This window comes from Jeongeupia wiesaeckerbachi, from assembly GCF_050916355.1.
Classification (GTDB): domain Bacteria; phylum Pseudomonadota; class Gammaproteobacteria; order Burkholderiales; family Chitinibacteraceae; genus Jeongeupia; species Jeongeupia wiesaeckerbachi.
Genome location: NZ_CP136946.1, coordinates 2,808,707 through 2,831,645 on the forward strand (window position 1 = coordinate 2,808,707; position 22,939 = coordinate 2,831,645).

Genomic DNA, 22,939 nt, shown 5'->3' on the forward strand with positions numbered 1-22,939 from the left:
GATCAGCCTTGGCAGCTGTTGACCAACTGCTTGAGTCCGTCGACATCAAGGAGTTCGATCAGGCGGTTCTGGACCTTGATCAGTCCTTGGTCTTGGAACTTCGAGAGCGTGCGGCTGACGGTTTCGAGCTTGAGCCCGAGGTAGCTGCCGATTTCCTCGCGCGTCATCCGCAGGTGGAAGCTCATCGATGAATAGCCGCGTACCTGGAAGCGTTGCGACAGGTTCAAGAGGAAGGCGGCGATGCGTTCCTCGGCTTTCATATTGCCGAGCAGCAGCATCACGCCATGGTCGCGGACGATTTCCCGGCTCATCACGCGATAGAAGTGGTGTTGCAGCACGGGAACCCTGCGGGACAGCGACTCCATTTCCTCGAACGGCAGCTCGCAGACTTCGCTGTCCTCAAGAGCGACCGCATCGCAGGTGTATTGGTCGGCACTGATGGCATCCATGCCCATCAGTTCACCGCTCATGTGGAAGCCGGTGACCTGTTCGCGACCGTCTTCGGAAACAACGCTGGTCTTGAAGAAACCGACGCGAACAGCGTACAGCGCGCGGAACGGCTCGCCTGCACGGTACAGGGCCTCGCCACGCTTGATGGGCCTGCCCTGGCCGATCAGTTCGTCGACCTGCTTCATCTCGTCCGGACTCAGCTCGTTGGGCAGGCACAGTTCGCGCAGGCTGCAGTTGGAGCAGGCTTGGCGCAGCTGCTTGAAAGTGATGTCACGCGGTTGAAGGGCGGTTTGCATGGCGGCGCTCTACGAGAAATGGGCAATGAGTTACGGACCAATTACCGTTGCGCGGATAATCGGGCTTTGATCGCCATCAAGATTACGTAGGTTGATTATCGGCAAGCTCGTACCTCAGTACAACTAATCAAAATACCACTTGGCGATCACGATGAATCAACAGCAAATTGAATTCGACCGCGCACTTATCCGGCGTTACGACGGCAAGGGTCCGCGCTACACGTCCTACCCGACGGCAGACCGCTTCGGCGCGATGGCTGCGGACGATTATCTAGGACGGCTGGCACAGCGGCAAGTCGGTACGCTTGCCCAGCCGCTCTCGCTGTATTTCCATATTCCGTTCTGTGACACCATTTGCTACTACTGCGCCTGTAACAAGATCATCACCAAGGATCGCAGCCGCGCCGAGCGCTATCTTGATTACCTCGAGCGGGAAATGGATCTGCAGTGCCGGGCTTTGTCGGACAAGCCAAGCGTCAAACAATTGCATTTTGGTGGCGGTACGCCGACGTTCTTGTCCGATGCGCAGCTCGAGCGGTTGATGCTCGCGATCCGGCAACGGTTCGAGCTCGAACCGGGCGGTGAGTTCTCGATCGAAATCGATCCGCGCAAGGTGTCGGTTGCGACGGTCGAACTGTTGGCACGGCTGGGCCTGAACCGGATGAGTGTCGGCGTACAGGATTTCGACCCCGAGGTGCAGCGGGCGGTGAACCGGGTGCAGAGCGAAGCAGAAACGCGGGCGGTCATTGATGCTGCTCGGGCGGTTGGTTTCCGTTCGATCAACCTCGACCTGATTTATGGTTTGCCCTTGCAGACGCCAGTGCGGCTGCGAGACACGCTGGCGCGCGTCATCGATATCCGGCCCGACCGGATTGCACTTTACAACTATGCCCACTTGCCCGAGCGCTTTCCGCCGCAGCGGCGCATCGACGAACAGGCATTGCCGTCGCCGGAGGCCAAGCTCGACATCCTGCAGGCCAGCATCGAGCAATTGCTTGCGGCCGGCTATGTCTACATCGGCATGGATCACTTTGCCTTGCCGGATGACGAGCTGGCGATCGCGCAGCGGCATGGCCGCTTGCACCGCAACTTTCAGGGGTACTCGACCCACGCCGATTGCGACCTGATGGCTTTCGGTGCTTCCGCCATCGGCAAGGTCGGTGCGAGCTATGTCCAAAATCATCGTACCGTCGACGAGTACTATGCTGCCCTGGATGCGGGTACGCTTCCGGTGACGCGTGGCTTCGCGCTGAAGCCGGATGACCTGATGCGCCGCGCGGCGATCCAGTCGCTGATGTGCCAGTTCGAACTCGTGTTCCAGCCGTTCGAGATCGCCTACCTGGTTGATTTTTCCCATTATTTTGCGGAAGAATTGCGCCGGCTCGCCGAACTGGAGGCCGATGGTCTGGTCAAGGTGGACGGTGACCGGATCACGGTCACTGCCAAAGGACGTCTGCTGGTGCGCTCGGTCGCGATGGTGTTCGACCGCTACCTCGGGGTGGTAGCGACATCGGCGCGTTATTCCAAACTCATCTGATTTTCCGGGGGCGCATGCCCGAATACAACCTGCTGGCGCTGTTCCTGGCCGGCCTGCTCGGCGGCGGTCACTGCCTGGGCATGTGCAGCGGCGTCGTTACGGCGTTCAGTCTGCAACTACCGGCAGGCGCACGCTGGCCCTACCACTTTGGATTCAATGCCGGCCGGATCGCCGGCTATGCGCTGATCGGCGCGCTGCTGGGCGGGCTGGGTTCATTCAGTGCGCTACTGCAGCTGCAGTCGCTGAAAACCATTCTCTTCGTCGTCGCCCAACTGTTGTTGATCGCGCTTGGTTTCTACCTGGCCGGCTGGGCCAACTGGTTGACCCGGATCGAGCGCTTGGGCGTGCCCGTATGGCGTCACGTGCAGCCGCTGCTGCGCCGGGCATTGCCGATCCGCCATTGGCCGCAGACGCTGTGGGTTGGCTTGCTGTGGGGGTGGTTGCCTTGCGGTCTTGTCTATACCGCCAGTGTCACCGCGCTTGCCAGTGCCTCGCCGTTGAAAGGAATGCTCGCCATGCTGGCATTTGGATTGGGCACCTTGCCGAATCTGCTGCTGATTGGATCGATGACGCAGCGGTTGCAACGCGGATTCCGTCATCGTCAGGTGCGGGGGCTGATCGGTGCGGCCTTTGTCGCTTGGGCCGTGTGGCAGTTGCTGTCACTGTGGCGGTGAGCGTCGCGTGTATGCATCAGTAATTTTTGTTTGTATAGATTGCTGATTTATAAGGAATTTGTTGTTCATTGCCTTGTCTCTGCAGCAGTAGGCAGATACGCGCTTCACGGCGAAGTGAAGGGCGACGTCTATAACGGAAGCAGGCCCGACCCGCCAGGCAGTCATCATCCCCAGGGCCATTCCGAAACTCACCCGCGGAGGTGTGTCATGGACGTATTTGACAATTTTTCATCCCGTTACGAGCGCACCCGCGAGGAAGAGCTCAGCCTCAGGGATTACTTGGAGCTGTGCAAACAGGATAAGCCGGCTTACGCAACGGCGTCCGAGCGGATGCTGATGGCGATCGGCGAGCCGGAAATGATAGACACACGGCTCGACTCACGCTTGTCACGGATTTTTCAGAACAAGGTGATGCGCCTCTATCCGGCATTCCGGGAGTTTTACGGCATGGAGGAGGTGATCGAGCAGGTGGTTGCTTACTTCCGCCACGCAGCGCAGGGGCTGGAGGAGAAGAAGCAGATCCTCTATCTGTTGGGCCCGGTGGGCGGCGGCAAAAGCTCGATCGCCGAAAAGCTCAAGGAGCTGATGGAGAAGGTCCCGTTTTACGCGATCAAGGGCAGTCCTTTGCATGAGTCGCCGCTGGGATTGTTCAGCAGCGACGAGGACGGGCAGATCCTCGAAGAGGAATATGGCATTCCGCGGCGCTACCTCAAGGCAATCCCCAGTCCGTGGGCCGTCAAGCGCCTGCATGAGTTCAACGGCGACATCAATCAGTTTCGTGTCGTCAAGCGCTACCCGTCGGTGCTGAAGCAGGTCGCGATTGCCAAGACCGAGCCGGGTGACGAAAACAATCAGGACATTTCTTCGCTCGTCGGCAAGGTCGATATCCGCAAGCTCGAGAAATACGCACAGGATGATCCGGATGCGTACAGCTATTCCGGTGGCCTGTGCCTTGCCAACCAGGGGTTGCTCGAATTCGTCGAAATGTTCAAGGCGCCGATCAAGGTGCTGCACCCACTGTTGACTGCAACGCAGGAAGGCAATTTCAAGGGGACCGAAGGTTTCGGGGCCATTCCGTTCGAAGGCATCATTCTGGCGCACTCGAATGAATCCGAGTGGAAACAGTTCAAGAATAACCGCAATAACGAAGCATTCCTGGACCGGATCTACATCGTCAAGGTGCCGTATTGCTTGCGCGTCTCCGAGGAAACGCAAATCTACGACAAATTGCTGCGCAATTCGTCGCTGGCCCATGCGCCATGCGCACCGGGAACACTGAAAATGATGTCGCAATTCTCGGTGTTGTCACGATTGAAAGAGCCGGAGAATTCGAATTCGTTCTCCAAGATGCTGGTTTATGACGGCGAGAATCTCAAGGATATTGATCCGAAAGCCAAGTCGATGCAGGAGTATCGCGATTTTGCCGGCGTCGACGAAGGCATGAATGGCCTGTCTACACGGTTTGCGTTCAAGATTCTTTCCAAAGTCTTCAACTTCGATCATCAGGAGGTTGCGGCCAATCCTGTGCATCTGCTGTACGTGCTGGAACAGCAAATCGAGCGCGAGCAATTCTCGCAGGAAGTCGAGCAAAAATACATATCCTATATCAAGGAGTTCCTAGCGCCCAAGTATGTTGAGTTCATCGGCAAGGAAATCCAGACTGCCTATTTGGAAAGTTACTCTGAGTATGGGCAGAATATTTTTGATCGGTATGTGACTTTTGCCGATTATTGGATTCAGGATCAGGAATATCGCGATCCGGATACCGGTGAGTCGTTTGATCGGAACTCACTCAATAACGAGTTGGAGAAAATAGAAAAGCCGGCTGGGATTTCCAATCCAAAAGATTTCCGCAATGAGATCGTCAATTTCGTACTGCGAGCGAGAGCCAACAACGCGGGCAAGAACCCGGCCTGGACCAGCTACGAGAAACTGCGCACGGTGATCGAGAAGAAAATGTTCTCGAACACCGAAGAGTTGCTGCCGGTGATTTCGTTCAACGCCAAAGCCAGCGCCGAGGAGCATCGCAAACACGAGGATTTCGTCAACCGGATGGTGACCAAGGGCTATACACCCAAGCAGGTGCGCTTGTTGTGCGAGTGGTATCTGCGCGTCAGGAAGTCATCGTGAACCAGTGGGGGTAGGACATGAGGTGTAGGGCTATCAAACCCCGGATGGCCGGGGTCCGGCCTCCCGGGTCGTGCCGCTGGGAGGCCTCTAAGCCGCCAGACACCTTCGCCTCACCCTCGCGCCTCACTGGGGATTGCCATGTTTCAGTTGATCGATCGGCGTTTGAACGGAAAGAACAAATCAGCGGTCAACCGTGACCGGTTCCTGCGGCGCTTCAAGTCGCAAATCAAGGGGGCGGTGGCCCGCGCGGTCAAGGATCGCTCGATCACCAACATCGAACACGGTGAAAAGGTTTCGATCCCCGTGCGGGATACCGGAGAACCCACCTTGGGCCATGCCCACGGTGGCGTTTGGGAGCGTGTTTTTCCGGGGAATCAGGAGTACATCAAGGGAGACGAAATCGAACGTCCCGACGGCGGAGATGGTTCTGGGGGCCGCGGTGGTGCTGGGCAGGGCGGGGACGGTGAGGACGATTTCGTTTTCGAGCTGACCAAGGAGGAGTTCCTCAACTTCTTTTTCGACGACCTGGAGCTTCCCAACCTCGTGAAGACCCAGCTTCAGCAAACGATCGTGCTGAAGCCGGTGCGGGCAGGTTTTACCAGTGACGGCACGCCGACGAATATTCATGTGTTGCGTAGTCTGCGATCGGCTTTGGGGCGGCGCATTGCATTGTCGGCCACGCCATTGGATGAATTGAATGCAGCGCAGGAGCGTCTGGACGAGCTGCTCGAAAGTGCCGACGAACACTCGCCCGAGGTGCATGCGCTGCAGTCGCAGATCCGGCTGCTGAAGAGTCGCCTGATGAGCATTCCGTTCATCGACCCGTTCGATCTGCGGTATACCAATCGGGTCAGGGTGCCCAGCCCGACCACACAGGCGGTGATGTTTTGCGTCATGGACGTCAGTGGCTCGATGGATGAATACAAGAAAGATATTGCGAAGCGCTTCTTTATTCTGCTGTATCTGTTCCTGATCCGTGTTTACGAACGCATCGAAGTGGTCTTCATCCGCCACCATACCCAGGCTTTCGAAGTAAATGAGGATGAGTTTTTCCATGCGCGGGATACTGGCGGGACGGTTGTGTCGTCGGCGTTGAAGCTGGTCAAGAAAACGATCGAGCAGCGTTACAGTTCTGCGGACTGGAATATCTATGTGGCTCAGGCGTCGGATGGTGATAACTGGGACTCTGATTCACCCCAGTGCCGAACGATTTTGGGTGAGGAGCTGCTCCCTTTGGTGCAGTACTACGCTTATGTAGAAATTACAGAAGGAGAACCACAAAACCTGTGGTTCGAATATGAAATGGTCGCACAGCGCAATGCGCAGTTTGCCATGCGCCGCATCAAGACCGCGGCCGAGATCTGGCCGGTTTTCCATGACTTGTTCAAGAAAACGCCAATGCATGCGGGAGGCTGAATGAATACCGCGACCAAATCGCGTCGCAAGGCGCGAAAAGCCCCCATTTCCACTGGATCGGAGTGGACCTTCGAGCTAATCAATCGGTATTACGACGAAATTGCTCGGATCGCCGCCGAGTTAGGCCTGGATACGTATCCGAATCAGCTCGAAGTGATTTCCGCTGAGCAGATGATGGATGCCTATGCGTCGGTCGGCATGCCGGTGATGTACAACCACTGGAGCTTCGGCAAGCATTTTCTGTCCACGCAGAAGAACTACCAGCGCGGCGCCATGGGTTTGGCGTATGAGATTGTCATCAACTCGAATCCCTGCATTGCTTACCTGATGGAAGAGAACACGGTGACGATGCAAGCGCTCGTCATCGCGCATGCCAGCTTCGGGCATAACTCCTTCTTCAAGGGCAATTACCTGTTCCGCACCTGGACCGATGCCGGAGCCATCATCGACTACCTGGTTTTTGCGAAGAAATTCATTGCCGAGTGCGAGGAAAAGCACGGCGAAGAAAGGGTCGAGGAATTGCTGGACTCGTGCCACGCTCTGATGAACTACGGCGTCGATCGCTACAAGCGGCCACAAAAACTGTCGCTGGAGAAGGAGCAGGCCCGGCAGGCCGAGCGTGAGCGCTATCAGCAGAGCCAGATCAACGATCTGTGGCGGACCATGCCGCAGCGACCCGAGGTCGAGCGGGTCGACGCGCCGCGACGCTTTCCGGCGGAGCCTCAGGAGAACCTGCTCTACTTCATCGAGAAGTTCGCCCCGCTGCTTGAGCCTTGGCAGCGGGAAATCGTCCGCATCATTCGCAAAATTGCCCAGTACTTCTATCCGCAACGACAAACCCAGGTGATGAACGAAGGCTGGGCGACGTTCTGGCATTACACGCTGATGAACCGCTTGTACGACGAGGGATCGATTACCGAAGCGGCCATGCTCGAATTTCTGCATAGCCACACCAATGTGGTGCTGCAGCCCGGTGTCGATAGCCCGTACTTCAATGGCATCAATCCCTATGCGCTGGGCTTTGCCATGTATCGCGATATTCAGCGGATTTGCACCGAGCCGACCGAGGAGGATGTGCGCTGGTTCCCCGAACTGGTCGGGAGCGATTGGCGCCGGTCGCTCGACTTCGCGATGCGCAACTTCAAGGACGAGAGCTTCATTGCCCAGTATCTGTCGCCGAAGCTGATACGCGATTTCCGGCTGTTCGCGATCCTTGACGATGACTATCAGCCGCGGTTGAAGGTGTCGGCGATTCATGACGATGAGGGATATCGCTACATTCGCCAGTCTCTGGCAGAGCAGTACAACCTTGCCAGCCGTGAGCCGGACATTCAGGTGTTCGACGTCAATACGCGTGGCGATCGCTCGTTGACGTTGCGTCACTACCAGTTCCAGCGGCGTCCGCTGGCCAACAGCGTGCACGAAGTGCTCAAGCACATTGCCCGGTTGTGGGGGTTCTCGGTCAAGCTTGATAGCGTCGACGAGACGGGCAAAACGGTGCTCAGTTACGAGTGCAAGGTCGAAAAACGGCACGGCCAATAGGCTGAGGCAAGTCTAGCGCGTTCCAGCTTGTCGTTGATTGGCGACGTGAGTAGCGACTGCGTCATTGGCTCGCTGCTCAGGCACGGGCATTTTGTCGCCGTACGGCGACGATGCTGAGGTGCTTTGCAGCAGGGGTTCAGACTTGAACGTGGACGTTGCTTGTTAATGCATTGATATATATGGGTTTTTGTTGTCTGGCATCCTATTTGCTTATATGTGCTGGACTGCATACAACCTGCGATATCGATCCTCATGAGAAACAAGCTTACCGCCTCGCTGTTTACCTTGATCTGCCTGTTTGGCATGGCTCAGGCTCATGCCGCTTATACGGCGTGGCCGTTCAATGGTCGCGTGATCAATCAGAGTACGGCTGCGGTTGAGGCGTGGGATGGCGAACACGATTTCTATCGTATTGCCGGCGGACAGATGACATCGAACCTGCGCGACGTTGATCATATTCGCGTGGCCGACAGCGTTGGCTGGTGCAAGCTGGGGGCGAATGTGGTGACTGTCGCGCCGGGTGGCCAGGTCAGCGGTTGCGAGTGCTGGGTAAAGGCTGCGAGCGAGCCGTGCGACGCGCAGGATCAGCATTCGCTCATGGAAAGAGTGGCGTCGGCCCTGTTGGGGCGCGACCGAGTCAAGACGGTTGTGGCATACCTGTCGTCGCCGCACACCATGCTGGCGAAGGCCAACGTTTAAGCGGGTAGCGTATACGGTACGACGCCCCTGTCGCTGGATGGCGACAGGGGCGTCGTTGTTTTTGCCCGGGGCTTATCGTTGAAGGCTGACGCCCACGTCGACATGTCCCGAGACAGTTGTTTCCATGCTGTTTCCGCTGGCGCAGCCAGTCGTCGCCAGTAGTGCAAGTACCGCGAGCGTTCTGTAGAGACGCTTAATGAAGTTGTCGCGGTGCGCCGTCATCTGAACTTACTTCCTCTGGTACTTCCGGGTGCAAAAGTTCGCCGTCGGCATTCGGGTAAAGCGGAGTGCCGCAGTCATCGCAGTAGTCGAGCGGAAAATCGTGCTCGTGTATCCGGATGTCGCCGATACCGAGTTCCTTGAGCAGCGCTTCGATTTCGCCAGCGCAATCCGTGGTCTCGTCTTCGCCATCCAGTAGTGGCCAGATGATGCCGTGCAGAACCTGGTCTTCGCCCAACTTGCTGAAGCCGACCCGATATTCCTCGAGCTGCCGGCCGCTGAACGGGGCGATGCTGGCCTGGAAGTGCCTGGGTTCGAGGTTCAGCGTCAGGACGAGATAGGCGAGCGTCGCGCGCAATGAATATCCGCGAGAGGCGTGGTCGGCGTTGCGCCAGGCGGTATGGTAAGCACCCGGTAGCAGTAAATCGTACGCGGCGCCGGCCAGGACGGGCTGCAGCGCCGCACCGCCTTGTTGTTGCCACTGTTTCAGTGCTTCCTCGCGATCGCCATCCTCTTCCTGCCAGCGGAAAATCGCTGCGCCGGACGGAACGACCACGGCGCCGAGCAGGTAGCGGGTGTCGGACAGGAACTGCTTGGTATCCGGCAGCTGACTGGCGTCGAGATGCAAGGCTTCTCGATTGAAGGCGGCATCGCCGAGTGCTTGGGCCAGCTCGGCGGTGGGCACGTAGCCGCGCGGCAACTGGTCGGGGCTGAACAGATAGTCGGTCAGGGCGATCTTGGCGATGCGTGAGAACACGTGGGCGCCGAGCTGGACGCGCAGATCCTGCAACTGGCTGTCAGCCAGGTGGCCGGCGCCGATCTGCCAGCGAGACCAGGCCAGGACCGGGGCGGCGAACAGAAGTACATCCCAGCTGACGCCGTCGCGCTCGATGCGCAGGCTTTCGCAGGCCGCTTCCACGGCGTCGGCGAGGACGTTGTAGGTTTCGCCTTGCTCGGTTTCGCTGGCGGCGTCGAGCGCCTGATTCAGCGCATCCTCTTCGCCGTCGGCGATCAGCTGTTCAAGCCGTTCGGTCAGCTGTTTCTCCCAAAAGACATCTTCAAGGCGGCTGGTGGCGTGGGCCAGACCATCGGCAAGGCGCAGCAGGTCGGCCGCGTCGGCCGGGGAACGACCTCGCCGGGAGGGGCGGTAGCGCTTCAACATGCCTTTAGACTCCTTCTAGAAACCAATACGTCATTTTACCGGATTCGGCCTGGACGGCGCGGGGTCATTGGCGGTGCATCAGCATGGCGTTTTCGCCATAGCCGGACGCCGGGCCGAGCTTGCGAAAGCCGTGGCGAGACCAGAATGGTAGCGATCCTTGTACGGCAACAAGTAGCGCGCCCTTCAGTTGCTGGCGTTGGCCCCATGCGAAAGCGTGCTCGACCAGCGCTTGCGCGATACCGATACCCCGTGCGCCGGGGTGAATGGCCAGGTCGTGCAGGAAGTGGCAATCCGCGGGTGAAGGGAGCGCGGCCAGTTCGGTCGCCAGTGGCGGCGGCGTCAAGCCGCGCCAGGGGTGGGTAAAGAAATAGCCAAGCGCTTCGCCGCCTTGCCACGCCAGCCAGTGCGAGTCGGGGGACAGCGCCAGTTTGCGGGCAAACACTGCGCGTGGTTCGTGGTACGAGGCCGGATAGCAGGCGGCCTGGACATCGAGTACGTGATCGAGTGTGTCAGTGGTGACTGGCTGGAGTTGCAGTATTGGCATCGGTGGGCTTGTTGGGGGTTTCCGGTGAGGGTAGCGGCTGGGGGTGTCTGCGGCAACGCGTTAAACTACCCGCCGTGCTTTCCACCCGTTTGTCGTCGCGCAATGAATCCCTGTCTGTCTTGCGGTGCCTGCTGTGCCGCGTTCCGTGTGACCTTCCATTGTTCCGAGCTGGAAAGCGAGGGCGGCCGAGTGCCGGATGCGCTGGCCGATGCCGAAACCGCCGAGCTGTACCGCTTGCGCGGCACCGACTACGCCCGCCCGCGATGCGTGGCGCTGGTGGGTCAGATTGGCAAGGCCGTTCATTGCGGCCTGTATCACGAGCGGCCCAACCCCTGTCGCGAGTTTGCGCCGATGGCCGAGCTTGGCGTGTTTTCCGAAGCGTGCAACCGTGCCCGCGCCCGTCATGGCCTGCCGCCGCTGCCGGTGGCGTGACACTCTGCATTCGGGAGCAGGGTGATTGACCCGCGTTGTGTCGGCGTGCGCTTGGCGCGGACACGGGCTGCCAGATTGGTGGCTGCCTGTCGCGGCGTGTGATTTCCCGGTTGCCATCGTGGCCGAAAAGCGAAGGATGAAACGAAAAAACGCCCGGCGAACCGGGCGTTTTTTGTGTCGGATGACTCCGATGCTTACTCCGGACGGCGCGGGCGGCCGAACGACTTGCCTGCCGGGTGCTTGCTGACCGGCTTGTCGCCACCGAAGCCGCGGTCTCCGAACTGACGCTCATTGCGGTCGCCATGGCTGCGTTCCTGACGCGGTGCGCCGAATTCGCCGCGCGGTGCGCGTTGTTCCGGACGATCGCCGTAGCTGCGACGCTCTTGCGGCGCGCCGAACTCGCCACGCGGTGCACGCTCTTGACGATCGCCGTAGCTGCGTTCCTGACGCGGAGCGCCACCGAACTCGCCGCGCGGTGCGCGTTCCGGACGGTCACCGTAGCTGCGTTCCTGGCGCGGGGCGCCACCGAATTCGCCACGCGGTGCCGGGCGTTCGCTGCGATCGCCGTAGCTGCGACGTTCTTGCGGCGCGCCGCCGAAATCACGACGCGGTGCACGGTCGTTACGATCGCCATAGCTGCGCTCGCCTTGCGGCTTGCCGAAGCTGCGTTCCTGACGCGGTGCGTCGCTGCTGAAGGACGGGCGATCTTCACGCGGGGCGCGGTCAGCGTAGCTGCGTTCGCCGCCGGCGTTGCGATCACGGTTGCCAGCGTAGCCATTGCCTTCGCGACGGAAGTTGCCGCCGTTGCCGCCACCGTAACCACCACGGCCACCTTGCGGACGGCCACGGCTGTCGCCGCGCGGTGCGCCACGGTTGGCCGGGTTGAAGTTGGCTTCCAGGCCTTCCATGGCCATGGTTTCGACTTCGATCTCATAGCGACGACGGATCTTGGTCAGCAGGTGGAAATCGTTCTTGCCGACCAGCGACACGGCGCGACCTTCGCGACCGGCGCGGCCGGTACGGCCGATACGGTGAACGTAGTCTTCAGCGAACTTCGGCAGGTCGAAGTTCAGCACCAGACCGATGCCGGCGACGTCGATACCGCGAGCGGCGACATCGGTGGCGACGATGACGTCGATTTCACCGCGGCGCAGCTTGTCCAGCACCTTGCGGCGCATGCGTTGCGGCAGATCGCCGTGCAGTGCGTCGGCGCGGATGCTTTCCATGCGCAGCCAGTCGGCGACGCTGTCAGCGTCAACCTTGGTGGCGGTGAACACGATGCTCTGGGTGGTGCCGGCGCCGTTGATCATGGCAGCGGTCAGCTTGAGCTTGTGGTCGTAACCGTCGGCGTAATGGATGGCCTGAGCGATGTTCGCGGTCGGCGAGCCGGTAGGCGCCAGTTCGACACGAACCGGATCCTTCATCATCGGCGCGGCAAAGCGCTGGACGGTGTCCGACAGCGTGGCCGAGAACAGCGCGGTCTGGCGTTCGGCCGGCAGTTGCGACACGATGGTTTCGATGTCGTCGATGAAGCCCATGTCGAGCATGCGGTCGGCTTCGTCGAGCACCAGCAGTTCGAGGCGACGGAAGTCGATGCGGCCGCTGTTCATCAGGTCCATCAGGCGACCCGGGGTGGCGACGACGACTTCGACCGGCTGCGACAGTTGCTTGTGTTGAACCGGGTACGGCGTGCCGCCGACGATGCTGACAACCTTGCAACGCGGGATGCGGCGGGTGAACTGGGTGGCCACCTTGGCAACCTGTTCGGCCAGTTCGCGGGTCGGGGTCAGCACCAAGACGCGCGGACCGCGGCTGTGATGCTTCGGCGCCATGCCCAGCATGTGGATGGCCGGCAGCAGGAAGGCCGCAGTCTTGCCGGTACCGGTCTGGGCCGAAGCCAGCAGGTCGTTGCCAGCGAGAATTTGCGGGATGGCTTGTGCCTGGATCGCCGTCGGTGCGGTCAGGCCATTGCTGGCGAGGTCACGGACGAGGTCGATAGACAGGCCGAGCGCTTCGAAGGAGTTTTCCGGTGCGGCGTCGGTAGCGGGCGCTTCGATGGGCGCGTCAATCACCGCGTCAACGATGGTGTCGAGGGCGGAGATGTTTTGTTCTTGGGTATTCATTGCGACTTCCTTGCAGGGTGAGGCCGTTCTTGGGCAGACAAGACGACGAAACCCAGGCCCGCTGAGGAAGCGGGCGGGCGATTCGAGTCCATTGGCCTGGTCACGGCGAAAAACATGCCGCTAACCAGAATGAACCGCGAACGCGAAGGAACCGGATGAAAGGTCAGGGGCAATGCAAAAAACGAGCCCGCGTCAAGCGCGGGCCGTCGATCTGTTGCGTACTATGCCAGATAGTTCGGCATCGGGCAACAAGTTTATGATTTCACGTCGGTTTTTTCCAGGGCGCCGTACAGGCCGCCCAGCAGGTCACGCAGAATGCGTTGTTCGATCGCCGCGCGTTGCCCAAGCGGTGCGGGCAGTTGCAGGTGAAGCGTGATGTCTTCACGATCTTCCAGCGAAATGCGCAGTCTTGGCGCCAGTGTCGGTGTTTCAACCGCGTAGCTGCGTTCGATCTGGCGGGCGTGATGACTCAGGTCGTCGGCGTATTCGGCCACAACGGCCGCGGCGCTGGCGAGCATCAGCGCCTCGGCGCGTTGCCAGTCGGCACTTCGGTCGATGGCCACATGCACGGTCTGGATGACGTACTGACCCAGCGCGGTTTCGTTGTACAGCGGTTGCGACAGCAGCAGGCTGTTCGGAAAGGTGATCGCACGGCCGACCGTGCCCTTGTGCGTCTGGACCTGGCTTGATTCATGCAGCGTCGTGCATAGCAGGTTGGTGTCGATGACCAGGCCGCGCAGGCCGTTGATCTCGATCCGGTCGCCGACGGTATAGGCATTGCTGCTGGTGCGGTAGATCGAGCCCATGCCGCACAGGATCATTTCTTTCGTTGCCAGCACGATCGCGGCGGCGATCGCGACCAGCGAGACGGCCAGCGTTTCGATCTCGTTGGCCCAGATCAGCGCCATCGCCAGCACGAACAGCACCAGCACCGTGTTGCGCAGCGTGACGAGCCAGCGGCGCTTGAGCTCGGGGCTCATGTCGTGGCGCCTGAGGATGGCGCGATGGATCAGCATCCGCACGATCAGCAGCGCGGTGATGAACACCAGCGAAATTGCCGCGTCGCGAACGAATACGCGGTCAATGAAGGAGGGGAGCCAGTCGGCGGTCAGCATGGCATCGGGTCGAGTGGAGGGCGCTCCAGTCTAGCAGCCGGTACCTGTAGCGGCGACGCCGAGTATTAACGTTTCTGCGTCGTCATGTGCTTCTTCGCCGCTTCGCGCTCCTGCTCGTTCTTCATCAGCAGTTTGTAGGCGATGTAGTACTTGAAGATGCTGCTGACGTAGGTGACGGTTTCCGAGCCGATCTTCTCGGACGCGACGACCTCGACGTTGTTGAACCACTTGTTCGGATCAAGGCCGCGGTTTTTCGCCTCCTTGCGCAGTTGCTGGATTCGCGCGGCGCCGGCGTTGTAGGAGGCGAAGGCGAACAGCCCCTTGTTGAGCGTGTTCATCGGTTCCTTGGCGTAATACTGGTCGACCATGAAACGGATGTACTTCACCCCGGCATGAATATTGGGTTCGATCTGCCGGACGTCGCCGACCTTCATTTCCTTGCCGGTGGCGGGCATCAGCTGCATGACGCCGATGGCGCCAACGTGGCTGCGCGCCTGCTGGTCGAGCCGGGATTCCTGATAGCCCTGTGCCATCATCAGCAGGTAGTCCATCTGATACTGGTTGCTGTAGCGCTGGAAGATCGTCTTCGTGGCCTCGAAGCGGCTCAGATCCGTCGTTTGCAGTGCGTTCTTGACGAAATTCTGTTCGCCAAAGTACCGCTTGTAGACGGTGTTGCCGAAGGTCGTCCCGCGTCCGTGGGTCTTGATGAAGCCGTTCAGGTCTTCCTTCAGCTTCGGGCTGTTCTTGCGGATCATCAGCGCAATCTGGCCGTTGCTGTTGACGGCCAGTTCGGGGTGCAGTTGCAGCTTGGGGAGTACCTTGGCCCAGAGTCTGGCCTTGTAGTCGTCGACAACGGCGAGCTTGAGCAGGCCGCTATTGAGCATTTCCAGCAAATCCTCGTCCTCCAGCTCCTCGGCTGCCGGTACGAGCTTGATCAGTGGGCGTTTCTCCTTGGCAAAGTGCTGGTTCAGCAGCTGTAGGTGCTGCCAGTAGCTCGATGATTTGCGGATGTACAGCGTCTGGCCCGACAGGTCTTCGAGCTTGCTCAGCTTGGGTGACGCCGGTCCGGTGACGACGATTTCGTTGACGTTCTCGACCGTCGGCGCGGTGAAATCAACTTGCTTGAGACGTTCTGGCGTAATGGTCAGGCTGGCGGCGGCGATATCGCCACGACCGGACAGTAGCGCGGGAATCAGCTGGTCGCGTCGTGTCGGCACAAACACGATGAAAACCTTGAGGTTGCCGGTTTTCAGCCGCTTGTTCAGCTCGTCCTCGTAGGTCTTGAGCGTTTCATAGGCGGCGCCCCGTTGCTGGCCGTTTTCGACCCAGTAGTGGGTCTTGGAGTACGTGACCAGCACCCGGACGGCGCGACGTTTGATCATGCCGTCCAGATCGCCGTTGAAAACGGGATTCTGGTAGGGCAGCTCGCCGTAGATGCGATCCGGCGCCGAGGCAGTGGCTGGCGGTGGCGCGGTGTGGCCAACGTTCATGCACAGGCTGGCGATGACGGCCAGCAACAGGGATTTGACGGCGATGCCCGACATGACATTCTCCGCAGGCCGCTTTTGGCAGCCAGTGACCTCCCTGCTGATCTTTTCAGGATAGGCCGGTCGTGACCGGCAGCCTGCCACAGGTCGGCCGGACCGGATGGCCGGTTAGCGTAGCCTGCGCTGCGCGGCGATGACGACGGCAGTGACGAGGGTGAAGGCCGCCAGATAGCGATACAGGGCCTGGCAGGCGAGCAGTTGAGCCTGCTGTGCGATGAGTCGCGCCAGTTCGGCTTTTGCGCCGGCCACGGCTTGCGCGCTGTCGAGGCCATGCAGGCAGAACACCTCGGCCAGCCGGCTCAGCCAGTCGTCGATTTGCGGATTGCCGGCATGAACCGTCGCGGCCAGATGGTCGTGGACCGTGAACTGTCTGTCCTGCAGCATCACCGCTGCGAGCGCGCCGGACAGCGAGGTCGCCATTTGCCGCATCAGGTTCTTGCCCTGATAGCCGTGGCCGAAATCGGCATCACCCAGTTCGGCATAAGTCAGTCCGGCGACCGGCAGCACGACCAGAACGGCAAACAGACCCTGAAAAGCCAGGCCATACATCAGCCAGTGGGCATCGACACCGGCCGGCATCAGCGAATACCACCAGCAGACCCCGGCCATGGTCAGCGTGCCGACGAGCATCAGCGGCTTTTTGTGCGGTATTTTTCGTCCGAACCGGATATAGAAATACACGGCGACGAAGGTCGCGACGCCGGCGAAGCTGTCGAGCCAGCCGACGGCGACCAGTGGCAAGCCCAGGCCGCGTTCGGCGTAGATCGGGAACAGGTAGCCGCTGAAGGTCTTGATGGCGTAGTAGAGGAAGTACAGCCCGAGGCCGGTGAGGTAGACCGGCCTGATCAGCATCCGCAACTGCAGGATCGGTTGCGGGTGGCGCCATTGGTGCAGCAGAAAACCGAGCAGCAGCAGGCTGCCGCCGACGGCCAGCAGCATCAGCCGGTACGGGTGGGTGAAGATGTCGTAACGGGTCTCGCTGAGCATCAACTGCAGGCACAGCGCTGCTGCGCCGAAAAGCAGCAGGCCGCCGATGGCCAGCGGTTCGCGCTTGGCGCCGGGCTCTGCATCGGGCAGCAGGAGCCATGCCCCGAGCAGTGCGAGCAGCGCCGGCGGCAGTGCGCCGTAGAACACCAGATGCCAGCTGCCGCTGTCGACGAGGGTGGCTGCCAGCAGCGGGCCGATGCAGGACGCGCTGAAAATGCCGTACATGAAGTACTTCACCGCCAGGGCGCGTTCCTGGCCCTTGAACATCAGCGGAATCAGGACGCGAGAACTGGTGAAGAAGGCGCCGCCACCGACGCCCTGAATGAAACGGAACAGGGTCAGGCTGCCGAGGCTGCCGCTTTGCGAGCAGCCTATGGTGCCGAGGATGAACAGGATCAGTGCAGCGCAAAGATAGCGGCGGTAGCCGAACTGCCGGGCCGACCACTGTTGCTTGACGATCATCAGCAGGCTGCCGATCGCATACGCGGCCTGCGCTTGAGCAAACTCGCGCGGCGCAGCGCCGACGCCACCCATGATGTGGCTGGCGGCAAAGACAAACATCACGTTTTCGAGGAATTCGACGCCGGTGATCAGGCCGAGCAGGGCCATCAGCAAGCGCTTCTTGCTGGCGCGATAGCGGGCATGCAGACGCAGCCCGTCGATCATGCTTGCGACAGTCCCCGGTCGATGCTGCCGAGCGCTGCGAGCAGCGCCGGGCGCAATTCGGGATCAACCAGCGCCCAGCAGGCTTCATAGGCGGCGTACACCGATGGCACGGCTTGTCGCTGGAGCGCGCGTCCTTGTTCGGTCACATCCAGTTCGAAGCCGCGGCGGTCGGTGGTCGACGGGGTGCGCGCCAGCAAGCCGCGCTTTTCCAGTGCATCGAGCAGGCGGGTAATTTGCGTACGGGTGGCATCGAGCGTGACGCTGAGTTCGGTTGGACGCATCGGCTCGTCGACATTGTTCGCCAGTAGCGTCAGGGCAAGGTATTCGCGCATCTCGAGGCCGTGGGTTGCAAGTGCCGCGTTGATCCGATTCTCGAGCAGGTGGGTCGCGCGGAACAGCCGGCGCGATGCGATGATGGCATCGCGGGGTGCATCGGCGTTGTTTGCGCAGATGTGCTCAATGCGGGTTTCGAATTCCATGTTTCGTCTTCTGTTGGTTGTTTGTGTAATTGTATCATATGAAACAATTATGGCCAGGTGCTGGCGATTGACTTGCCGGCATTGTGGAAAACCGCCGTTTCGCGGCCGGGGCCAGTTTGCTACCCTGCTGGGTTTGCTTTGAAGATGGTCATGATGGTCCGGCAGGTCCGGGCGTGTTCAAAACTCTAATAGAACCCCATATGCAAGAACATCAAACTCATACCGCCGACGGCGGCGCGCCGGCATTGCGGCGCAGCCTCAAGGCGCGTCATCTGACGATGATCGCCATTGGTGGCTCGATCGGAACAGGGCTGTTCGTTGCATCAGGCGCGACGGTGTCGCAGGCTGGCCCCGGTGGCGCGATTGCCGCGTATGCGCTGATCGGCCTGATGGTTTACTTTCTGATGACCAGTCTGGGCGAGCTGGCGGCGTATATGCCGGTCGCCGGCTCGTTCTCGACCTACGGGGCCAAATACGTCGACGAGGGTTTCGGCTTCGCGCTCGGCTGGAACTACTGGTACAACTGGGCGGTGACGATTGCGGTCGAGCTGGCCGCGGCACAGCTGGTCATGCATTACTGGTTCCCGGATGTGCCGGGCATGTACTGGAGCGCCCTGTTTCTCGGCGTGATGTTCCTGCTCAATTACATCTCGGTGAAGGGCTTTGGCGAAGCCGAGTACTGGTTTGCGCTGATCAAGGTGATCACCGTGCTGGTGTTCATCGGCGTCGGTCTGGCGATGATTTTCGGCATTCTCAAGGGCGGAGCGCAGCAGAGCTTCGGCAACTTCACCGTCGGTGACGCGCCGTTCGTCGGTGGCTTTCCGGCCATGCTCGGCGTGGCGATGATCGCCGGTTTCTCGTTCCAGGGGACCGAGCTGATCGGTGTGGCTGCCGGCGAATCCGAGAACCCGCGCCGCAACATCCCGCGTGCGGTCAAGCAGGTGTTCTGGCGCATCCTGCTGTTCTATGTGCTGGCCATCTTCCTGATTGGCGTGCTGATTCCGTACACCGACCCGAGCCTGCTGAAGAACGATGTCGCCGATATCGGCGTGTCGCCGTTCACGCTGGTGTTCCAGCACGCCGGGCTGGCATTTGCCGCCGGGGTGATGAACGCGGTGATCCTGACCGCCGTGCTGTCGGCCGGTAACTCGGGCATGTATGCATCGACGCGGATGCTCTACAACCTCGCGACCGAGGGACGTGCGCCGAAGTGGTTTGCCAAGTTGTCGGACAACGGCGTGCCACGCAACGCGCTGTATGCAACGACCGCGGTCGGCGCCTTGTGTTTCCTGACTTCGCTGTATGGCGACAAGGAAGTGTATCTGTGGCTGCTGAATACCTCGGGCATGACCGGCTTCATCGCCTGGCTCGGTATTGCGATCAGCCACTACCGCTTCCGTAAGGGCTTTGTTGCGCAGGGCTATTCGCTTGAGGAGTTGCCGTACAAGTCCAAGTTCTTCCCGTTCGGGCCGATGTTTGCCTTTGGCTTGTGCATGGTGATCATGCTCGGGCAAAACTATCAGGCCTTCATGGCTGACCGGATCGACTGGGTTGGCGTGGTGGCGACCTATGTGGGCATCCCGCTGTTCCTGGTGATCTGGTTTGGCTACCGGATCAAGAAAAAGGCGCGGCTGGTGGCGTACGCCGACATGGATTTCCCACACGACACGACGAGTGACAAGCGCTAGGCGTGGATGCGTCAATGCTGAGAAAGCCGGCCCGCTGGGGTCGGCTTTTTTGTGTCTGGCTGTGGGGTATTCGGAGGTGCGAATGGTGTCCGGGCGGGGCGTCGGCAAGGGGGGGGGCTTTAGTGGGTCGTCCGGGGCGTGGGTGGTCTGGGCGCTCGGCCGACGGGCGTAGTGCTGGCCAACAGGGTTTGTGCGTCAATCTTGATGGGGTGTTGGGATCTCTGGCGCGGTAGATGCGGATTGCCGTCGTGCGCAAGTGGCGTCAAAAGGCATGGGCAACAAAAAAGGCACCCGAGGGTGCCTTTTTTGTTCGGCCGAAGCCCGGGTTGGCGATTACTGCTCGCCAACCACGGTGACCTTCACTTCGACCACAACATCGTGGTGCAGAGCGAGGGCGATGTCGTACTCGCCGATGGCCTTGAACGGGCCTTCCGGCAGGCGGACTTCCGACTTCTTCACTGCGATGCCGTTGCTGGTGAAAGCATCGGCGATGTCAGCGGTGGTTACCGAACCGAACAGACGGCCATCAACACCGGCCTTTTGGCCGATGGTGACGACAGCGCCTTCCAGCTGAGCGGCACGTGCTTGTGCATCAGCCAGGATTTCGGCTTGGCGGGCTTCGAGTTCGACGCGGCGTGCTTCGAATTCGGCCAGGTTGGCATCGTTGGCGCGCTTGGCTTTGCCTTGCGGGATCAGGAAGTTACGTGCGTAACCGTCCTTGACCTTGACCACGTCACCGAGGCCACCGAGGTTTGCGACTTTTTCGAGCAGAATGATTTGCATGTCAGGGTCTCCTCGGATTAGTGCAGATCGGTGAACGGCAGCAGGGACAGCAGGCGAGCGCGCTTGATCGCGGTCGACAGCTGACGCTGGTACTTGGCTTTGGTGCCGGTGATGCGGGCCGGGATGATCTTGCCGTTTTCAGCAATGAAATCCTTCAGGATGGCGATATCTTTGTAATCGATATGCTTGATGCCTTCGGCGGTGAAGCGGCAGAATTTTTTCCGCTTAAACAGATGACGGGACATGTTAATTCCTCAATTCAGCAATTCAAATTCGTTGATGTGCAATACAAGACGTCGGCGTTGACGCTGGCTGGTGGCGGCGAAAAAGCCGCGAACCTTGAGTTGCTGGCCAGTGGCAAGCCGATTGAGGGCTTGCCCGACTGTGCCGATTGCGATGGCTTCCATTTCGAGGATGACCTGTCGTGGCTTGCCGTTTTCCTGCTGGCTGGATTCATGACTGATGACACAGTGCTGAACCGGGACGCCGGCAGGGGTGTATCGCAATGGGGGCAACTCGATCAGCGTACCGCCGAGTACCGTCTTGTTGCGGTCAGGCACTTAGGCAGCAGCCTGGCCTTCCTGTGCGGGAGCGGTCAGCGACTTCGACTTCTCTTCCTTCATCATCGGCGACGCTTCGGTTACAGCGTGATCGGCTTTGATGATCAGGTGACGCAGCACGGCATCGTTGAACTTGAACGCGTGTTCGAGTTCGTCCAGGGTTTCCTGGCCGATTTCGACGTTCATCAGTACGTAGTGTGCCTTGTGGATCTTCTGGATCGGGTAAGCCAGTTGACGGCGGCCCCAGTCTTCCAGGCGATGCACGGTACCGTTGCCGGTAGCGATCAGGCTCTTGTAGCGCTCGACCATGGCGGGCACTTGCTCGCTTTGGTCCGGGTGCACGATAAAGACGATCTCATAATGTCGCATGTGTTCTCCTTATGGGTTAAAGCCTGCCGCTAGCGACGTCGGTCAGGCAAGGGGTAACTCGCAATGATAGCTGGCTGAGCCGATTTCCTCAACCGTTTCAGTGCTTAACGCTCGATCTGGTCGATTTTTCCGTTCACGGCCGCCCAGGTTTCGTGATCCGGTAGCGGGTCTTTCTTTTCAACGATGGCAGACCAGGATTTGGAGAGCTCGGCGTTCAGCGCGATGTAGTCCTGCATGTCGGCAGGAACATCATCCTCGGCGTAGATCGCTTCGACCGGGCATTCGGCGACGCACAGCGTGCAGTCGATGCATTCGTCCGGATCGATGACCAGGAAATTCGGGCCTTCGCGGAAGCAGTCCACCGGGCAAACGTCGACACAGTCGGTGTACTTGCACTTCACACAGGCGTCGGTCACAACGTAGGTCATTATATTTGTCCTTTTCTTGGGGCGAGACGGTCGTCAGAATATTGCGATATTACCAAAGCCCCTACTTGGGCGAGCGACGACGTGGCTATTTGCAAAGAATCCAGTGTCCTAACGCCGGCTTGCTATCGCGGTCGATTTGCGCCTAGTCCGACCGGCGATCTGCATCTGGGGTCGTTGATGGCGGCGATGGCGAGCTACCTGCAGGCAAAGCAGGCCGGGGGCGAGTGGCTCGTGCGGATCGAGGATCTTGATCCGCCGCGCACGGTTCCCGGTGCTGCCGGGCGCATTTTGCAGGTGCTTGATGCCTATGGTTTCGAGCGGAGTGGCGAGGTGCTCTATCAAAGCCGCCGGCACGAGCGGTATCTGGCCGAGATCGGGCGATTGAAGTCGCTTGGGCGCCTGTACGGCTGTGCGTGTACCCGTAAGGAAATTGCTGCGATCGCCCGTGCAGGGATCGATGGGCCGGTGTATCCGGGGACGTGTCGTGGCGGGTTGGTGGCGGGCAGGGATGCACGAGCATGGCGGTTGCGCGTCGATGACGTGGCGATCGGCTACAACGATGGTGTGCAGGGATGGCAACAACAGGATCTGGCGCGCCAGGTTGGTGATTTTGTGTTGCTGCGCGCCGACGGGTTGGTGGCCTATCAGTTGGCCGTAGTGGTTGATGACGCCGAGCAGGGTGTCACCGATGTGGTGCGGGGTGCCGATCTGCTGGATTCGACGCCGAGGCAGATCTATCTGCAGCAACTGCTTGATTTTCCGAGCCCTGACTATGCGCACATCCCGGTGTTGGTGAATGAGTTTGGCGAGAAGTTGAGCAAGCAAACGCTCGCGCAGCCGCTGGCACTTGATGGCGCGGTCGACGCCCTGGTGGCTGCGCTAAGGTTGTTGCAGCAGTCCCCGCCTGAGTGCTTGCTTCGCGCCTCGGTGGCGGAGGTGTGGGAGTGGGCGTTGGTGCATTGGCGCATTGCTGCATTGGTCGGAAAAAAGACAATTGCCATTGGTGCGTAAAGGTTGTGGTTTTTTGCTTTATTTCTTACTGAGCGTGCAATATATCTAGTTCGCTGATGACGTTTGATTGGCGCGTTTCCGG

Annotated in this window: 22 protein-coding genes; 9 read left to right on the forward strand and 13 right to left on the reverse strand. The window is 60.0% G+C overall.

What is annotated here, in order from left to right; translation table 11 throughout:
* Positions 1 to 2: 2 nt before the first annotated feature.
* A complete protein-coding gene (gene fnr, locus R0382_RS13785) occupies positions 3 to 746 on the reverse strand; it encodes a fumarate/nitrate reduction transcriptional regulator Fnr (RefSeq protein WP_432720283.1) in 744 nt (247 codons plus the stop codon).
* A gap of 151 nt (positions 747 to 897) precedes the next feature.
* Between fnr and hemN the strand changes: the two genes are divergently transcribed.
* From hemN to R0382_RS13815, 6 genes are all read left to right on the forward strand, one after another.
* Positions 898 to 2,283 (forward strand): oxygen-independent coproporphyrinogen III oxidase, encoded by a 1,386-nt coding sequence (gene hemN / locus R0382_RS13790; protein WP_432720285.1) that lies wholly within the window; start codon positions 898 to 900, stop codon positions 2,281 to 2,283.
* A gap of 14 nt (positions 2,284 to 2,297) precedes the next feature.
* Positions 2,298 to 2,957, forward strand: a complete 660-nt coding sequence (locus R0382_RS13795; protein WP_432720287.1) for a sulfite exporter TauE/SafE family protein — start codon at positions 2,298 to 2,300, stop codon at positions 2,955 to 2,957.
* Between the two features lie 207 nt (positions 2,958 to 3,164).
* Positions 3,165 to 5,087 (forward strand): PrkA family serine protein kinase, encoded by a 1,923-nt coding sequence (locus R0382_RS13800; RefSeq protein WP_432720288.1) that lies wholly within the window; start codon positions 3,165 to 3,167, stop codon positions 5,085 to 5,087.
* 138 nt (positions 5,088 to 5,225) lie between these two features.
* Positions 5,226 to 6,503: a YeaH/YhbH family protein gene (locus R0382_RS13805; protein ID WP_432720290.1), complete on the forward strand. Its 1,278-nt coding sequence runs from the start codon at positions 5,226 to 5,228 to the stop codon at positions 6,501 to 6,503.
* Positions 6,504 to 8,045 carry a SpoVR family protein gene (locus R0382_RS13810; protein ID WP_432720292.1) on the forward strand — a complete coding sequence of 514 codons (1,542 nt, stop codon included), beginning with the start codon at positions 6,504 to 6,506 and terminating at the stop codon, positions 8,043 to 8,045.
* 252 nt (positions 8,046 to 8,297) lie between these two features.
* On the forward strand, positions 8,298 to 8,744 hold the full coding sequence (locus tag R0382_RS13815; protein WP_432720294.1) for a hypothetical protein: 447 nt from the start codon (positions 8,298 to 8,300) through the stop codon (positions 8,742 to 8,744).
* 193 nt (positions 8,745 to 8,937) lie between these two features.
* On the opposite strand, the gene R0382_RS13820 is transcribed toward R0382_RS13815, so the two are convergent.
* On the reverse strand, positions 8,938 to 10,125 hold the full coding sequence (locus R0382_RS13820; RefSeq protein ID WP_432720296.1) for a DUF2863 family protein: 1,188 nt from the start codon (positions 10,123 to 10,125) through the stop codon (positions 8,938 to 8,940).
* Positions 10,126 to 10,189: 64 nt separating this feature from the next.
* Positions 10,190 to 10,669 carry a GNAT family N-acetyltransferase gene (locus R0382_RS13825; protein ID WP_432720298.1) on the reverse strand — a complete coding sequence of 160 codons (480 nt, stop codon included), beginning with the start codon at positions 10,667 to 10,669 and terminating at the stop codon, positions 10,190 to 10,192.
* Positions 10,670 to 10,771: 102 nt separating this feature from the next.
* Here R0382_RS13825 and R0382_RS13830 point away from each other — a divergent pair, with 102 nt between their 5' ends.
* The gene (locus R0382_RS13830; RefSeq protein WP_432720300.1) at positions 10,772 to 11,101 is read left to right on the forward strand and encodes a YkgJ family cysteine cluster protein; all 330 of its coding nucleotides are present in this window, start codon (positions 10,772 to 10,774) and stop codon (positions 11,099 to 11,101) included.
* 194 nt (positions 11,102 to 11,295) lie between these two features.
* On the opposite strand, the gene R0382_RS13835 is transcribed toward R0382_RS13830, so the two are convergent.
* From R0382_RS13835 to R0382_RS13855, 5 genes are all read right to left on the reverse strand, one after another.
* The gene (locus R0382_RS13835) at positions 11,296 to 13,224 is read right to left on the reverse strand and encodes a DEAD/DEAH box helicase (protein ID WP_432720301.1); all 1,929 of its coding nucleotides are present in this window, start codon (positions 13,222 to 13,224) and stop codon (positions 11,296 to 11,298) included.
* 254 nt (positions 13,225 to 13,478) lie between these two features.
* Complete coding sequence (locus tag R0382_RS13840; protein ID WP_432720303.1) at positions 13,479 to 14,339, reverse strand: mechanosensitive ion channel domain-containing protein; 861 nt, start codon at positions 14,337 to 14,339, stop codon at positions 13,479 to 13,481.
* Positions 14,340 to 14,404: 65 nt separating this feature from the next.
* Complete coding sequence (locus R0382_RS13845) at positions 14,405 to 15,883, reverse strand: transglycosylase SLT domain-containing protein (RefSeq protein ID WP_432720305.1); 1,479 nt, start codon at positions 15,881 to 15,883, stop codon at positions 14,405 to 14,407.
* 111 nt (positions 15,884 to 15,994) lie between these two features.
* Positions 15,995 to 17,539 (reverse strand): MFS transporter, encoded by a 1,545-nt coding sequence (locus R0382_RS13850; protein WP_432720307.1) that lies wholly within the window; start codon positions 17,537 to 17,539, stop codon positions 15,995 to 15,997.
* Positions 17,536 to 18,018: a MarR family winged helix-turn-helix transcriptional regulator gene (locus tag R0382_RS13855; RefSeq protein WP_432720308.1), complete on the reverse strand. Its 483-nt coding sequence runs from the start codon at positions 18,016 to 18,018 to the stop codon at positions 17,536 to 17,538. The genes R0382_RS13850 and R0382_RS13855 overlap by 4 nt, the downstream gene beginning before the upstream one ends.
* 200 nt (positions 18,019 to 18,218) lie before the next feature.
* Between R0382_RS13855 and R0382_RS13860 the strand changes: the two genes are divergently transcribed.
* A complete protein-coding gene (locus R0382_RS13860; RefSeq protein ID WP_432720310.1) occupies positions 18,219 to 19,706 on the forward strand; it encodes an amino acid permease in 1,488 nt (495 codons plus the stop codon).
* A gap of 333 nt (positions 19,707 to 20,039) precedes the next feature.
* On the opposite strand, the gene rplI is transcribed toward R0382_RS13860, so the two are convergent.
* The 5 genes from rplI to fdxA all read right to left on the reverse strand — a co-directional run bounded on the left by rplI (position 20,040) and on the right by fdxA (position 21,846).
* Positions 20,040 to 20,489: a 50S ribosomal protein L9 gene (rplI, locus tag R0382_RS13865; RefSeq protein ID WP_432720312.1), complete on the reverse strand. Its 450-nt coding sequence runs from the start codon at positions 20,487 to 20,489 to the stop codon at positions 20,040 to 20,042.
* A gap of 17 nt (positions 20,490 to 20,506) precedes the next feature.
* Positions 20,507 to 20,734, reverse strand: a complete 228-nt coding sequence (gene rpsR, locus R0382_RS13870; protein ID WP_189459083.1) for a 30S ribosomal protein S18 — start codon at positions 20,732 to 20,734, stop codon at positions 20,507 to 20,509.
* A gap of 9 nt (positions 20,735 to 20,743) precedes the next feature.
* On the reverse strand, positions 20,744 to 21,049 hold the full coding sequence (gene priB / locus R0382_RS13875; protein WP_432720313.1) for a primosomal replication protein N: 306 nt from the start codon (positions 21,047 to 21,049) through the stop codon (positions 20,744 to 20,746).
* The gene (gene rpsF, locus R0382_RS13880; protein WP_203537304.1) at positions 21,050 to 21,418 is read right to left on the reverse strand and encodes a 30S ribosomal protein S6; all 369 of its coding nucleotides are present in this window, start codon (positions 21,416 to 21,418) and stop codon (positions 21,050 to 21,052) included.
* A 104-nt stretch (positions 21,419 to 21,522) separates the two neighbouring features.
* A complete protein-coding gene (fdxA, locus tag R0382_RS13885; protein ID WP_432720314.1) occupies positions 21,523 to 21,846 on the reverse strand; it encodes a ferredoxin FdxA in 324 nt (107 codons plus the stop codon).
* 87 nt (positions 21,847 to 21,933) lie between these two features.
* On the opposite strand from fdxA, the gene gluQRS reads away from it, so the two are divergent.
* Positions 21,934 to 22,857 (forward strand): tRNA glutamyl-Q(34) synthetase GluQRS, encoded by a 924-nt coding sequence (gluQRS, locus tag R0382_RS13890; RefSeq protein ID WP_432724170.1) that lies wholly within the window; start codon positions 21,934 to 21,936, stop codon positions 22,855 to 22,857.
* Positions 22,858 to 22,939: the final 82 nt, after the last annotated feature.